The following is a 14,851-nucleotide window of genomic DNA, read 5'->3' on the forward strand; positions in this document are numbered from 1 at the left end:
GGGAGCCAGTGGCCTGCCTCGGGTTCTGTGGGTGCCGGCGGTGCGCCTACGGGCTAATGCGACGCACCCTGCGCAGCGGCGTCCGCTACGCGTGATTGGATGCCGGCTGCCACCTTTTCCGCTGAGTCGCGGATATCGGGATCGTCATGCGTGGCCGCTTTGACCGCTTCCGGCAACCCACGCCGATGCTGTGCGGACAACGCAAGTTCGGCTTCACCGGGCTCGGGAACAACCTGGCCCTTTGCCAGCACGGTAATGCCGGATTCGGTGACCTTGTAACCTCGGGCCTTATCCAAGGCGGGGTCCAGGCCGATAGCCGCGCCCGCAGGCACCTTGACGTTCTTGTCCAGGATTGCCCTCCTGATGACGGCGCCCTCGCCCACACGGACCTTATCCATGAGCACGGAGTCCTGGACCCGGCTGCCGGCAGCCACATAGGCGTCGTTGGAGAGGACGGATCCCTCAACGATTCCGCCGGAAACCACCACGCCGCTGGCAACAATGGAATCCAGGGCTGTTCCCACTGTGTTGTTCTCACCACGGACAAACTTCGCTGGCGGCGAGATGCTCTGGCGCGTGTAGATCGGCCACTCCGAGTTATAGAGGTTGAAGATCGGCACGGGGGAGATCAGGTCCATATGAGCGTCGTAGAACGAGTCAATGGTACCGACGTCGCGCCAGTAGGTCCGGTCGCGGTCGGTGGCACCGGGAATGTCGTTAAGGGTGAAGTCATAGACGCCGGCTTCTCCCTGGTCCACGAAGTAAGGAATGATGTCGCCACCCATATCGTGCTTGGTATCGAGGCGTTCCGCGTCCACATGCAGCGCTTCAACGAGGGCGTCTGCGTTGAAGACGTAGTTGCCCATGGAGGCCAGGAACTGCGTGGGGTCGGCTGCCAGCCCGGGGGTGCTGGCGGGCTTTTCCACGAACGCGGCGATCTTCCGGGGATCGTTCTGGTCTACCTCGATCACGCCGAACTGGTTGGCCATGTTCAGCGGTTGCCGTACTGCAGCAACTGTGGCTTTGGCGCCGCTGGCAATGTGTTGCTCCACCATTTGGGAGAAATCCATGCGGTACACGTGGTCAGCGCCGACCACTACCACGATGTCCGGGGCGTCATCGTGGATGAGGTTCAGCGACTGATAAATTGCATTGGCACTGCCAAGGAACCAACTTTTGCCCACGCGCTGCTGCGCCGGTACAGATGCCACATAGCGGCCCAGCTGCGTTGACATGCGCCAGGTTTCCGAGATGTGCCGGTCGAGGCTGTGCGATTTGTACTGCGTCAGCACGACGATTTTCAAGTATCCCGAATTAACGAGATTGGACAGTGCAAAGTCAATTAACCTGTAGCCGCCTGCGAACGGAACGGCTGGTTTGGCCCGATCCGCCGTTAGCGGCATGAGTCGGTTGCCTTCCCCGCCTGCCAATACGATTGCCAAAACTTTCTTCAACGCCATGGTCACAGCTCCCCGTACGTCTTCGTATCCCCCAAAAGTCCGATTTTCCGGACTCTTTCACACTAGAACACATACGCCGGAACGACTACGTTGGTTAGCGTGCGAATAGACATTGTGACTAAAGAATTCCCTCCGGAAATTTATGGCGGTGCCGGTGTCCACGTTGCCGAGCTCAGCCGGGTGCTGGCAAAGCACGTCGACCTTCATGTTCGGGCGTTCGGCGCGCCCCGTGACGCCGACTATCACGGGGCTTCGGTGGCGTCCTACGCCACACCCGAAGACCTCGGCGATGCCAACGCTGCCATCCAGACCCTCGGAGTCGACTTGAGGATCGTTCCGGACATTGCGGGGGCGGACCTTGTCCACTCGCACACCTGGTACGCCAACATGGCTGGACACCTCGCCTCGCTGCTCCATGGCATTCCGCACGTACTCAGCGCTCACAGCCTGGAGCCGCTGCGTCCGTGGAAGGCCGAACAGCTGGGTGGCGGTTACGCCTTGTCTTCCTGGGTGGAGAAGACAGCCTATGAGGCTGCGGCGGCGATCATCGCCGTCTCCGATGGCATGCGGCAGGACATTCTGCGCAGCTACCCTGACGTGGACCCGGACAAGGTGCGCGTCGTCCACAACGGAATCGATGTCTCCCTGTGGGAACGTGATGAAGAGGACGATGCAATCCGGGCCTTGGGCATCGATCCCGCCAAGCCCAGCGTGGTCTTCGTTGGCCGCAACACACGTCAAAAAGGCGTGCCGTACCTGCTGAGAGCCGCCTCAAGCCTGCCTGACAACGTCCAGTTGGTGCTCTGCCTCGGCGCTGCGGACACTCCCGAGCTCGCTGCCGAAACCGCACGCCTCATTGAGGAACTGCAGGCCAAGCGTGAGGGCGTCATTCTCATTGAGCGGATGTTGCCGCGTAGGGAACTCATCCAGGTCCTCAGCCACGCCACGGCCTTTGCCTGCCCGTCGATCTACGAGCCCCTTGGCATCGTGAACCTCGAAGCCATGGCCTGCGGTGCCGCAGTGGTGGCCAGTGCCACGGGCGGCATTCCCGAGGTTGTCCAGCACGGCGAAACGGGCCTTCTGGTGGAACTTGAGCAGGTAACCGATGGCACGGGTACGCCGTTGTACCCGGAAAAGTTCGTCAGCGACTTCGCCGCGGCATTGAACCAGGTTGTGGCCGATCCCGCCCGTGCCCGCGAAATGGGCATCGCAGGACGGCGCCGTCGTGGTTTTCAATAGTTCCGCAATTGTTCACCGCTCGTAAGCGGCCTGCTGCTAGCGGCTCTTCGAGGCCTTCAGTGCCATTAGCGTCTTCTCATCCGCAGGAGCACTGCCGTTGGCTCGCTGCTCGCGGAAGTGATCACGCGCCGCATCCTGCCGGGTTGCTTCCGCGCCGGTGGCAATGGAGGCACGCAGGTGCTCAGGACCATAGCCAAAGGCGTCCACAAGGTCCACCGCGTGCGGGCGGATCTTCACCAGCAAGCGGTTGATGTACGTGCCTACGGTACGGCCACGCTGCATCGACAACCTTCCGTTCATGAGGTACCAGGACAGATGCTTCTCGATCAGGGACAAGCCGAACAGGTCCCGGAGCCAGGTCAGGACCCGCTTGGTTCCCTCATCCTTGACCTCCGCGAGGGCCTCGGTGAAGGCTTCCCACTGCAGGAGTTCAGCATGTGCCTGGGCAGCTTCAATGAGCTCATGCTGGTGCTGGTTGAAGAGAGCAGCGGCCTGGTGTTGGGGAAGCTTGTTGGCCCCCTTCAGTGCAGCACCGACTTCTGCAACCATGGACTGGACGCGGTCAGCCAGGAGGGTTCGCTGGCCTTCCTCGTCCCGCAAAGCCAGTGCTGCCTTCTGGACTGAACCGGTATCGGCCACGAACTGGGCAACTTGCCGCAGACCCGTCCGGTGCAATGCGACACCCGCGGCTTGATCTACCACGTAGCGGGCCAGGACGCCAAAGTCGGCACTCCGGAATTCCTTGGCATAGTCGGCCAGCAACCGCTTGGCCACCAGCTGCAGCAGGACGGTGTTATCGCCTTCAAACGTGACATAAACGTCCAGGTCCGCACGAAGCGACGCAAATCGGTTCTCGATCAGGAAGCCCGCGCCGCCACACGCTTCGCGGCACTCCTGCAGGGTGTCCAAGGCATGCCAGGTACTGAGTGGCTTGAGCGCGGCCGCCAATGTCTCCAGGTCCTGACGGTCCGCGTCGGTGTCGTGGGCGCCGGAAAAGACGTCGTCGAACTTTTGCAGGAGCTGCTCGTGGGCAAAGCTGGCCGCGTAGGTAGTTGCCAACCGGGTGAACAAGCGTCGCTGGTGCCGCTGGTAGTCCAAAAGGACCTCTTCGTCGGTGCTGGACGAGGCATTGAACTGTCGACGCTCGGTGGCGTACTGGATGGCCGTTTTCAGCGCCAATTTGCTCGCGGCCACTGCGGCACCGTCAAGGGAAACGCGGCCCTGGACCAGCGTTCCAAGCATCGTGAAGAAGCGGCGTCCGGGGCTCTCAATGGTGGAGGAGTACGTGCCGTCCACAGCTACATCTCCGTAGCGGTTCAGGAGGTTGGTGCGCGGTATGCGAACCTCGGTAAAGTGCAACCGGCCGTTATCGATGCCGTTCAGGCCGCCCTTGATGCCGTCGTCCTCGCCGCCGATACCCGGGAGGAATTCTTTGGTAGCTGGATCGCGGAGCTCCACATAGAAAGCGTGGACACCGTGATTGACGTTCTTGGTGATCAGCTGGGCAAAGACCACTGCGGCAAGGCCGTCGTTTGCCGCGTTGCCGATGTAGTCCTTCCACGCCGCCCTGAAGGGGGTATTGATAATGAATTCCTGGCTGGCTTCGTCATACGTCGCCGTGGTTGCAATGCTGGCGACATCCGAGCCGTGGCCTGTTTCAGTCATGGCGAAGCAACCGGGAATCTCCAGGCTCATGATGCCCGGGAGCCACTTATCCTGATGTTCCACCGTGCCCAGGTGCATCACTGCAGAGCCGAAGAGGCCCCACTGGACGCCGGCCTTGATCTGAAGGGACGGATCAGCAGTGACGATCTCTTCGAAGCCGGCGATGTTGCCGCCGTGGTCATCCGAACCGCCCAGACGGGTGGGGAACGCGCGATGGACAGTGTTGTTGTCCACCAGGAACTTCAGCTGCTCGAACACGCGGGCGCGGTGCTCGGTGTGATGCAGGCCTTCGATCTTCTGCACCACCGGGTTCCCCGCCACCTTGCGGGCTTCGTGGCGGATATGCGCCCATTTTCCAAGGAGCTGCTCTCCGAGGGCGGCTACGTCCACCACCGGCTCGGCGCCGAGGGCGGCGTCTTCGCGGCCGGAGGGTTGCTGGGCGGATGAAGCCCGGTCCACTACTTCAGTCATGTTGCTTCCTTCTTTGGTTCCGACAACTGATGAGTCATTGCTGATGTCAGGTGGTGCTTCTAAGTTCCGGGGCGATGCCCAGGCACAGCCAGTCCGTGATCTGGGCGGCCATGGTTGCCTGATCGGGTTTGGTGCTGCCTGCGGGGCTGCCGAGCCACATTTCGCCGGCATTCCTCACGAGTCCAATAGCGGCTGTGGGCCAGTACACGATGACCGCTTCCTTGTCTCCGCCAAGGTGCTCCCGCATGGGAGTTGCGATCATGTCCGTGATTTGTTCGAAGAAGTTGCCCAGGGCGCCCGAGGCCGCGATGGCATCCTGGGCCGAAGCCTCCCCGGGAGTAAGCCGGGTGATGAAGGCGTAGACGTTAGGGCTGGATTCGGCCATCTGCAGATATGCCGACACCATGGCAAAGAGTCCCTCGCGAGGAGTTTGCGCCAGCTGGGTGGCCTCCTGCATGCGTCGCTGCATTTGCCCCAGCACTACTTCACCCATGGCTTGCTGGAGACCTGCCTTGTCCCCGAAGTAGCGGTAAAAGACTGATTTGGATGTTCCGGCGGCCCCGGCGATCTCCTCCATGGAGGCATCGCTTCCAAGACTGTGGACGGCTCTTCGCGCGGTTTTGATGAGTTCGCGCCGGCGCTCTTCACGGTGGGACTGCCACCGGGCTGCACGTCCATCCACTACCGCGTCCGCGTCCACTGCACCGGGTACTTCAACGGCAAGCTGCGGGGAGCCGGCGGCTTCGGCGGATTCTTCGTGGCGACTGTTCACGATACCCAGCGTATCAGGTACGCTGGGTATCAGTAACTGGCATTGATCGAAGGAGACAAGCATGGCTGCAGCAGACGTGACAACGAACGGGCCCTTGGAACCGGCTACCACCCCACAAGCATCGCGTTCGGCGGTCATCGTGGGCGGCAATCGCATCCCGTTCGCCCGCACCGGCGGCGCCTACGTAAAATCCTCCAATCAAGACATGCTGACCGCGGCCTTGGAAGGACTCATTGCCAGGTTCGGGCTCCAGGACGAACGCATCGGTGAGGTAGCAGCCGGGGCGGTCCTCAAACACTCAAGGGACTTCAACCTCACCCGGGAAGCTGTGCTCGGCTCTGCTTTGTCTCCGGAAACCCCCGCATACGACCTCCAACAAGCCTGTGCCACAGGTTTGGAGACAGTCCTGGGACTGTCCAACAAGATCAAGTTGGGACAGATTGATTCAGGTATCGCCGGTGGGGTGGACTCGGCATCCGATGCCCCGATTGCTGTCAGTGAAGGATTGCGTGAAATCCTGTTGGATCTGAACCGGGCAAAGACCACGGTGCAGAAACTAAAGATCATCGGCCGGATCCGGCCCAAGGATCTGGCCCCGGACGCGCCCAACACCGGAGAGCCCCGCACGGGATTGTCCATGGGTGAGCACCAGGCCCTCACAACCGCACAATGGAAAATTACCAGGGAAGCCCAGGACGAGCTTGCTTACAACAGCCACCGCAATCTGGCGGCCGCGTACGAGCGGGGCTTCTTTGATGACCTCATCACCCCGTACCGCGGCCTGAACCGGGATTCAAACCTGCGCGCGGAAACCACCTTGGAGAAGCTCTCCACCCTGAAGCCCGTCTTTGGTAAGACGCTCGGCTCCGAGGCCACTATGACCGCTGGCAACTCCACACCCCTGACAGACGGCGCATCAACGGTCCTCCTGGCAACGGGGGAATGGGCGGACGCCCACGGCCTGCCCAAGCTCGCTACGGTCCTGGACGGCGAGGCGGCCGCCGTGGACTTCGTCCATGGCAAGGACGGCCTCCTCATGGCGCCGGTCTTCGCTGTGCCACGCCTCCTGGCCCGCCACGGCCTTACCTTCGAGGACATCGACTTCTTCGAAATCCATGAAGCCTTCGCCGGGACGGTGCTCAGCACCCTTGCCGCGTGGGAGGACGAAGATTTTGGCAGGACGCGTTTGGGCCTGGATGGCGCACTGGGAAAGGTGGACCGTGCCAAGCTCAACGTCAACGGATCCTCGCTAGCTGCGGGCCATCCGTTTGCCGCTACAGGTGGCAGGATCGTAGCTTCCCTTGCAAAAATGCTGCATGAGAAGGGCAGCGTAGACGGCCGCCCTGCCCGTGGCCTCATTTCCGTGTGCGCCGCCGGCGGTCAGGGTGTCGTTGCGATTCTGGAAGCAGCTTAAGGGGGAGCGCGATGACTGATAAGTACACACAGCTTGTAAGTCAGGGACTAGGGAAGGACGTGGCCAAGAAGCTCGGTCTGCCTCAACCGGTGGTTCTTCGACGCCACGAACCCGGCGCACCCCTCGTTACCGGTCCGGTCCTGGTAAGCGGCGACAGCGCCGGCGCAGATGACCTTGCCACCACAATGCTTGGATGGGGTTTGGACGTCAGGCGCAACGCGTTGCCTAAGGAAAAGCTGGGGGCTATCATCCTGGTCCTTGATGCCGTCCAGCACCCCGAGGACCTGGGCAAACCAGTACTGACCGCGGCCGCTTCCTTGCGGGACCTATCGCCCAACGGTCGTGTCATCACTATCTCCCGGACATCGCAGTCAGCCCGTAACCCGGGATCGGCTGCTGCGCGGCAGGGCATTGATGGGATGTTGCGCTCCCTTGCCAAGGAACTGCGGGCGGGCGCCACAGCCAACGGCATTCTCCTGGACGAGCACTTGGACGAGCATCTGGCAACAACCAGTCCCTCAGCACTGGGGGCGCTAAGGTTCTTCCTCTCAGGCCGATCCGCCTACGTGGACGGACAGTTCATCACCGTCCGCTCAACGTCCGGCAGCTTGCCGAACGACGCCTACAAGCCACTCGCCGGCAAAGTAGCAGTTGTTACAGGCGCGGCCCGCGGCATTGGTGCAGCAATCGCCAGAACCCTGCACCGCGACGGAGCCAAGGTGGTAGCTGTGGACATCCCGGCAGCCGGGGATCATCTGGCAGCAGTAGCCAACGAAGTACGCGGGACCGCCCTGCAGCTTGATATCAGCCTGGATGACGCAGGACACCGGATCATCGAACACGCGGTGGAACGCCATGGCCGGCTCGACATCGTGGTCCACAACGCAGGAATCACCCGTGACAGGCTGCTGGCCAACATGGACGAGGGCCGCTGGCAGTCAGTCATCGCGGTCAACATCGCCGCCCAACTGAGGATTAACGAAGCCCTTCTGGCATCGGAGCATTTCAAGGAATCACCGCGCATCGTCTCGGTTGCTTCCACCAGCGGCATCGCTGGAAATAGGGGGCAGACCAACTACGGCGCGTCCAAGGGTGGCGTCATAGGGATGGTCAGGTCCACAGCGGCCCTGATGGAACCTTTCGGCGGGACAATCAACGCCGTAGCTCCTGGTTTCATTGAAACCGAGATGACGGCAAAAATGCCCTTCGCGATCCGTGAGGCCGCCCGCAGGCTCAACTCCCTCAAGCAGGGGGGCCAGCCCCAGGATGTGGCCGAGGCCATCGCCTTCCTGGCAAGCGACGCTGCCGGCGGAATCTCCGGAGAAGTACTGCGCGTATGCGGGCAGCAACTGGTGGGAGCATGAACCATCCGCAGCCAGTTGTCCTGGGCGAACTGCCGTCCTTGTCCAAGCTGTACGTCAATGCAGCGGCCGCGGCAGCCCGCCGTCGGGTCCTTGGATCCTCCACCGGCAAGAAGCGGCTTCCAGCTGTCAGCCACGAGGTCAGGGGAGTGCGGGCCGACGTCGAGAACCTCACCGCCTACCAACATCTGCTGGGGGAGACAGCCAGTGATACCCTCCCCGCCGGCTACGTGCATGCTTTGGCATTTCCTGTGTCCATGAGCGTCATGAACCGCGAGGATTTTCCGCTGCCGCTTCTTGGCATGATCCACCTGAAAAACCGCATTGCACAGCTGGCTCCCATTCAGTTCGCCCAGGAACTGGACATCCGATCCTGGGCGCAGAATCTTGCCGGGCATAGAGCAGGAACCCAGCTGGACGTAGTTTCCGAAGTCCGTGCGGGTTCCAGCGATGATTTGCTGTGGCGGGGCGTTTCAACCTATTTGGCCAAGGGTGTCTTCCTGCCGGGTATCGACAAAGCGGGCAGTCCGAACGGTGCCTTGGATGCCAGCGATTTTGTCCCTCCGCATCCCACCGCTCTGTGGCAACTTAACCTGGACACCGGCCGAAGCTACGCCGCGGTTTCCGGCGACTTCAATCCGATCCACTTAAGTGTGCTTTCGGCGAAGGCTTTGGGGTTGCGGGGATCCATTGCCCACGGCATGTACCTGGCCTCCCGTGCGCTGGCCGACGTCGGAGCCGTCAAGGCGGACTCATTTGCCTGGAATGTCTCATTCGAAGCCCCGGTCTTCCTTCCAGCGCGGGTTGCCTTGGACATCACCACGCTGCAGGCGGATTCGGGGCATTGGGAACGCTCGGACTACGTGGCGTGGAATCCCCGCAGCGGCAGGCGGCACTTCACCGGAAGCGTTACTGCCTTGCCATGATCCACCAGCAACAACGGCGGCGGCCACCACCAGGTGCCCGCCGCCATTGTTCGTTAACGGCAACTAAAGAAACTGTTCATTAATGACAACTAAAGAAACAGTTGTGATGAAACTCGCATTGTCTCGCATGGTTGTCTTCATACAAACAAAACAAGGCCCGAAATCCATAGATTCCAGGCCTTGCGATGGTGCGCGGAGGGGGACTTGAACCCCCACCCCCTTTCGAGGACTAGCACCTCAAGCTAGCGCGTCTGCCATTCCGCCACCCGCGCAGGTGGTGTTCAGATGGTTTGTTGGGCACCTTCCGGTGCTTTACTTTCCTCCGAAGCAGCGAGAAAAACTCTAACACGGTTTCAGGTCGCTGAAAAATCGGCCCTGGTCCGGGCGCGGGTGTCATCATCTCAGGCCTTTGCCACGGCGAATATTCCGGACGCCGGCAACCGCTGATGGGTAGGCTGATGGAACAAGGGACGCCAGATGCCGCGAAGACCGCAGCGTGCGTCGCCGGAACCTGCAGCCCAGCCACGCAAGGAGAGTTTCCATGTCTGTCATCCGCCCTGAAGATGAAGTTGTCCGGATCTGCCAGGAACTCATCAGGATTGACTCCTCCAACTTCGGCGACGAAACCGGCCCGGGTGAGCGGGCAGCAGCAGAGTACACGGCCGGCCTGATCACCGAAGTCGGCCTCGAAGCCGAGATTTTCGAGTCGGCCCCGGGCCGCGCGAACGTGATAACCCGCATGGCCGGGGAGGATCCTTCAGCCGACGCGCTGGTAGTTCACGGTCACTTGGACGTCGTTCCCGCCCTCAAGGATCAATGGAGCGTTGACCCCTTCAGCGGCGAACTGAAGGACGGACTGATCTGGGGGCGCGGCGCCGTAGACATGAAGGACATGGATGCCATGATCCTTTCAGTCATGCGCAACTTCGCCCGGACGGGCCGCAAGCCAAAGCGCGACATCATTTTTGCTTTCTTCGCCGACGAAGAGGCCGGCGGCACCTACGGGGCGCGCTACGCCGTCGAACACCGACGTGAACTTTTCGACGGGGCCACCGAGGCGATCTCGGAAGTGGGTGGATTCTCCGCCACGATCGGTGGCCAGCGGACTTACCTGCTGCAGACCGCTGAGAAGGGATTGTCATGGTTGCGTTTGGTTGCGCATGGCAGGGCGGGCCACGGCTCTCAAATCAATACTGACAATGCTGTCACCCGGTTGGCAGGGGCCGTCACCCGGATCGGGGAATACAAGTGGCCCGTGGAACTGACACCCACCACTCGACAGTTCCTGGACGGCGTGACTGAACTGACCGGCGTCGAGTTCGACGCCGACAACCCGGACATCCTCCTCAAGGAGCTTGGTACTGTAGCTCGCTTCGTCGGCGCCACCCTTCAGAACACTTCCAATCCCACGTACCTGCGCTCCGGTTACAAGCACAACGTCATCCCGGAGTCAGCCGAGGCGTTCGTTGACTGCCGCACGCTGCCGGGCCAGCAGGAGTTGGTGTTCGAGACCATCAAGGAACTCGCCGGCGACGGCATCGACATCAGCTATGTCAACAAGGATGTTTCCTTGGAAGTGCCCTTTGCAGGGAACCTGGTGGATTCCATGATCGATGCCCTGCACACTGAAGATCCGGGCGCGAAAGTCCTTCCCTACACACTCTCAGGGGGCACCGACAATAAGTCGTTGAGCAAGATTGGTATCACCGGTTATGGTTTCGCCCCGCTGATGCTGCCCGACGAGCTCGACTTTACGGGAATGTTCCACGGGGTTGACGAGCGCGTGCCGGCCGAGTCCCTCCAGTTCGGCGCACGGGTCCTGAACACCCTGCTAAGCAACTACTAACGAGGAGGTCCCCGCCGTGAGTCCCGAAGAAATCCTTCCCGACGAACTGCTTGAACGGCTCCGTGGCCGCGCGGCAGGCTACGACGACAACAACCAGTTCTTCCACGAAGACCTTGATGAACTGGCCGCTGCCGGTTACCTCAAGCTGTTCGTGCCAGAGGCCGACGGCGGTTTTGGGCTCGGGCTCGAAGCGGTGGCTGCGTTGCAGCAGCGTCTCGCCACGGCCGCGCCCGCAACGGCATTGGCCGTCAATATGCACCTGGTCTGGACCGGAGTCGCGCAGGTCATGACCGCGCGCGGGGACACGTCATTGGATTTCGTGTTGAAGGAGGCGGGGCAGGGTGAGATTTTTGCGTTCGGCATTTCCGAGGCCGGCAACGACTCCATGCTGTTCGATTCCGGCACGGTTGCCGAGCCGCTGCCGGACGGAAGTTACCGGTTCACGGGCAGGAAGATCTTTACCAGCCTCTCCCGTGGCTGGACCCGGCTGGGAACCTTCGGCAAGGATGCCGACGCCCGGGACGGTGCAGGGGAGCTGGTCTTCGGCTTTCTCAGGCGAGATGAGCCGGGCCACGAAACACTGAGCGACTGGGACACCCTGGGAATGCGTGCCAGCGCGTCCAACACCACCCTCCTGCACGGTGCTGTTGTTCCGCCGGAGCGGATCTTCCGCAAACTGCCGGTGGGTCCCGGTAAGGACCTGCTGTTCTTCGCGATTTTCGCGTGCTTTGAGACGTTGCTCGCCGCTGTGTATACCGGTGTTGCCGAGCGTGCGTTCACCCTTGGGGTAGCGAACGTCAAGCGCAGGGTTTCGGCGAAGCACGGTGGCCGGAGCTACGCCCAGGATCCCGATATCCGTTGGAAGGTGGCCGATGCCGCCTTGGCGATGGACGGCATTTCCCCGCAAATCTCGTCCCTGGCCAGGGATGTGGACAACCTGGTGGACCACGGAGCCCAGTGGTTCCCCAAACTTGTGGGACTCAAGTCCCGGGCAACGGAAAACGCACGCCACGTGGTGGATTTGGCCATTCGGGTGACAGGAGGATCCAGCTACTTCCGCGGTTCCGAGATGGAGCGCCTTTACAGGGATGTCCTGGCGGGAATCTTCCATCCTTCCAACGACGAATCCGCCCATAACACTGTGGCAAATGCATGGTTGGGGCCGCTGGAGGACTAGCTGCATCAACCCGGCCGGTGGTGTCGCAGGGTTCAGACGGTTCGCTGCACGGAGTAGACCTTGCGGCGAAGCCAGAAGCGCCGCCCGCCTCCCAGGTAAAGCACGCTGCGTTCGAGTTCCCACTTGCCGTATTCGGAATGTTCGGCCAGCCGGCGCCGGGCGTCCGGCAAGGAATCGTCAGGCCCCACCGTCAGAACGAGGTATTCGTACTGACGTGCATAGTCTCGTTGGCGCTCTACGGAGCTGCCTGGAAATTGTTCTCTCATCCCTCTCCATTTTCGTCTTTTTCCGGCTAACGTGAAGTCATGAGCATCGATCCGCGTGTCGCGCTTCAATCACTGACCGCCGCCCTGGAAGAACATCTGGCCGCCGCATCGGCTCGGAGAGGTGAAGGTGACCCCAACGTTGAGTCGGCCTTTTTCGCCGTCGCTGATGCCTTTGAGGTCTATGAAGATGCGCTGTACGAGGCCTACTCCGAGGTTACTCCGCTGCAGGTCTTCGATGACGAGGATGAAGAAGACGACGATGTCCTGGACGAAGATTTGGAAATCGTGGAGGACTGAACACCCTCATGAACCGGCCACCTTGGGTGGCCGGTTTTTTATGCCCCTCCCGGCGTCAAAAGATCCCACTCCCGCCTGGATTTCTGCCGTTCGCGCCATAGGGAATGACACCAAAAACACGTAGTCCCGTCCTCCCCGGATAGGTACTCGCACGTAGGCGTGATGGGTAATACTGCGCAAACTTGAGTACCGACTACTGGTGCGTCACCACAGAGCCGCCGCTTCACTGATATGTAGGCAATGGCAGGTCTGCGAAGAAGGCTGACATGGTGAAAGTTCCAGTCTTGCGTACGGGCAAGGTAGCGGCACCCCAGGGTGCGGACCGTGCCTCAGCGCATTCAGTCTTTCCAGCAAAAACTGCCATCGTCGACGTCAATCCGCCGGCGTCTCCCTGGATTGACAAGTCCGTTGCTGCACAACGGGCTGAAAAGGCGGGACTGGCGGCACCAAGGTCCGAGGTCACCCTGGATTTCGTGCCGCCAGTCACCCGCAGAGGGCCGAAAGATAAGTCCACCGCCCGGGGCGGTGACGATTGGGCGCACTCGCTTACCAACAGTCTCCGCATGACAGACACCGCGTTGGTCGCTGCTGCGGTCTTCGCCGGCTTTGTTCTCAACACCGGTGGTCTGTCCCTTGCCGCCCAAAGCCCAGGCTACTCACGGCACCTGGTGTTGGGGCTGATACTTGGACTCCTTTGGTTGGGTTCGCTGGAGGTCTACCGCACCCGCGATCCTAAGGTCCTTGGCGTTGGGCCGGAGGAATACAAGCGCGTTCTGTCAGCCAGTTTCCGCGTCTTTGGTTTCCTGGGCATTGTGGCCGTGGTTTTCCGTATTGATGCCGTGAGTTCATTTGTCATCGTTTCCTTGCCGCTTGGCCTGGTGGCGCTCACCGGCAGCAGGTGGAGTTTCCGCCGATGGCTGAGTCACGAGAAGTCCCGTGGACGCTGCCTTTCCCGTGCAATCGTTGTTGGCGAACCCCAGGATGTCCGGTACGTCATCAAACAGATCAACCGAAAGTCCGGCACCGCCTACGACATCCTCGGAGCATGCCTCCCGGGCGCCCGTCGCGGTGCGGTCCTGAAGGTTGACGAACGTCGCGTCCCCGTCCTGTCATCGATCTACGGTATTGCCGACACCGTCCGGCAGACAGGTGCCAACGCGGTCATTGTGGCTGGCCCCGTGCCCGGGGGAAACCAATTCATTCAGGAGCTCGGATGGCGGCTGGAGGAAAACGCGGCAGAACTTGTCCTAGCGGCCGCCCTGACCAACGTAGCCGGCCCCCGCATCCACTGGCGGCCGGTGGAGGGACTTCCACTGATGCACGTGGACATCCCGCACTACTCCGGGGGGAAGCACACTCTGAAGAGGTTGATGGACATTACGGTTTCGGCGTCGGCATTGCTGGTCCTGTCACCGGTCCTGCTGCTCCTGGCCGCCATAGTTAACCACGACAGCCCCGGGCCCGTCCTTTTTCGCCAGGAGCGGGTTGGCCGGCGAGGCAGCACCTTCCACATGCTCAAGTTCCGGTCCATGGTGGTGGACGCCGAATCCCGCTTGGAGGAGCTCACTACCCAGGACGAGGGCGCGGGCGTCCTGTTCAAGATCCGCGGGGATCCGCGTATCACCCGGTGCGGGCGTTGGATGCGTAAGTATTCCCTGGATGAACTGCCACAGTTCTGGAATGTCCTGGTGGGCAATATGAGCCTGGTGGGGCCCCGGCCGCCGCTGGCCAAGGAGGTGAGCGGCTATGAACGTCATACACACCGCCGGCTCCTCATCAAACCCGGCATCACGGGCCTGTGGCAGATCAACGGGCGATCCGACCTTCCATGGGACGAGGCCGTTCGACTGGACCTCTACTACGTGGAGAACTGGTCCATAGCGGGAGACCTGATGATCATGTGGCGGACTTTCAGGGCAATGATCCAACCGACCGGAGCCTACTAGCCAAGAGCTGA

Annotated in this window: 12 protein-coding genes and 1 tRNA gene; 8 read left to right on the top strand and 5 right to left on the bottom strand. The window is 61.4% G+C overall.

Features of this window, described 5'->3' with window-relative positions:
* Nucleotides 1-53: 53 nt before the first annotated feature.
* Complete coding sequence (gene glgC, locus MOD31_RS07310) at nucleotides 54-1,466, bottom strand: glucose-1-phosphate adenylyltransferase (protein ID WP_223940321.1); 1,413 nt, start codon at nucleotides 1,464-1,466, stop codon at nucleotides 54-56.
* A gap of 93 nt (nucleotides 1,467-1,559) precedes the next feature.
* On the opposite strand from glgC, the gene glgA reads away from it, so the two are divergent.
* On the top strand, nucleotides 1,560-2,699 hold the full coding sequence (gene glgA, locus MOD31_RS07315; RefSeq protein WP_250820204.1) for a glycogen synthase: 1,140 nt from the start codon (nucleotides 1,560-1,562) through the stop codon (nucleotides 2,697-2,699).
* 36 nt (nucleotides 2,700-2,735) lie between these two features.
* Here the strand turns inward: glgA and MOD31_RS07320 are convergent, their stop codons facing one another.
* The gene (locus MOD31_RS07320) at nucleotides 2,736-4,835 is read right to left on the bottom strand and encodes an acyl-CoA dehydrogenase (RefSeq protein WP_250820205.1); all 2,100 of its coding nucleotides are present in this window, start codon (nucleotides 4,833-4,835) and stop codon (nucleotides 2,736-2,738) included.
* A gap of 46 nt (nucleotides 4,836-4,881) precedes the next feature.
* Entirely contained in the window at nucleotides 4,882-5,670 is a 789-nt protein-coding gene (locus tag MOD31_RS07325) for a TetR/AcrR family transcriptional regulator (protein WP_166840729.1), read from the bottom strand.
* On the opposite strand from MOD31_RS07325, the gene MOD31_RS07330 reads away from it, so the two are divergent.
* From MOD31_RS07330 to MOD31_RS07340, 3 genes are read left to right on the top strand one after another with little or no spacing between them, the layout of a single operon-like run.
* The gene (locus tag MOD31_RS07330) at nucleotides 5,669-7,021 is read left to right on the top strand and encodes an acetyl-CoA C-acetyltransferase (protein WP_250820206.1); all 1,353 of its coding nucleotides are present in this window, start codon (nucleotides 5,669-5,671) and stop codon (nucleotides 7,019-7,021) included. The two genes, MOD31_RS07325 and MOD31_RS07330, sit on opposite strands and share 2 nt — an antisense overlap.
* An 11-nt stretch (nucleotides 7,022-7,032) precedes the next feature.
* On the top strand, nucleotides 7,033-8,385 hold the full coding sequence (locus MOD31_RS07335) for a 3-oxoacyl-ACP reductase (RefSeq protein ID WP_250820207.1): 1,353 nt from the start codon (nucleotides 7,033-7,035) through the stop codon (nucleotides 8,383-8,385).
* Nucleotides 8,382-9,308, top strand: coding sequence for a MaoC/PaaZ C-terminal domain-containing protein (locus tag MOD31_RS07340; protein WP_250820208.1), 927 nt, complete (start codon nucleotides 8,382-8,384; stop codon nucleotides 9,306-9,308). Before MOD31_RS07335 ends, MOD31_RS07340 begins: the two co-directional genes overlap by 4 nt.
* A 186-nt stretch (nucleotides 9,309-9,494) precedes the next feature.
* On the opposite strand, the gene MOD31_RS07345 is transcribed toward MOD31_RS07340, so the two are convergent.
* Nucleotides 9,495-9,580: transfer RNA gene (locus MOD31_RS07345), tRNA-Leu, on the bottom strand.
* Between the two features lie 269 nt (nucleotides 9,581-9,849).
* Between MOD31_RS07345 and MOD31_RS07350 the strand changes: the two genes are divergently transcribed.
* Nucleotides 9,850-11,154 (top strand): M20/M25/M40 family metallo-hydrolase, encoded by a 1,305-nt coding sequence (locus tag MOD31_RS07350; RefSeq protein ID WP_142939189.1) that lies wholly within the window; start codon nucleotides 9,850-9,852, stop codon nucleotides 11,152-11,154.
* A 16-nt stretch (nucleotides 11,155-11,170) separates the two neighbouring features.
* Nucleotides 11,171-12,331, top strand: coding sequence for an acyl-CoA dehydrogenase family protein (locus MOD31_RS07355; RefSeq protein WP_142939188.1), 1,161 nt, complete (start codon nucleotides 11,171-11,173; stop codon nucleotides 12,329-12,331).
* A 32-nt stretch (nucleotides 12,332-12,363) separates the two neighbouring features.
* Here the strand turns inward: MOD31_RS07355 and MOD31_RS07360 are convergent, their stop codons facing one another.
* On the bottom strand, nucleotides 12,364-12,597 hold the full coding sequence (locus tag MOD31_RS07360; RefSeq protein WP_011774832.1) for a DUF5703 family protein: 234 nt from the start codon (nucleotides 12,595-12,597) through the stop codon (nucleotides 12,364-12,366).
* Between the two features lie 39 nt (nucleotides 12,598-12,636).
* Here MOD31_RS07360 and MOD31_RS07365 point away from each other — a divergent pair, with 39 nt between their 5' ends.
* The gene (locus MOD31_RS07365) at nucleotides 12,637-12,894 is read left to right on the top strand and encodes a hypothetical protein (RefSeq protein WP_142939187.1); all 258 of its coding nucleotides are present in this window, start codon (nucleotides 12,637-12,639) and stop codon (nucleotides 12,892-12,894) included.
* A 266-nt stretch (nucleotides 12,895-13,160) separates the two neighbouring features.
* The gene (locus MOD31_RS07370; RefSeq protein ID WP_250820209.1) at nucleotides 13,161-14,840 is read left to right on the top strand and encodes a sugar transferase; all 1,680 of its coding nucleotides are present in this window, start codon (nucleotides 13,161-13,163) and stop codon (nucleotides 14,838-14,840) included.
* Nucleotides 14,841-14,851 lie beyond the last annotated feature (11 nt).

The sequence above is a fragment of the Paenarthrobacter sp. TYUT067 genome (assembly GCF_023656375.1).
Taxonomy (GTDB): Bacteria; Actinomycetota; Actinomycetes; order Actinomycetales; family Micrococcaceae; genus Arthrobacter.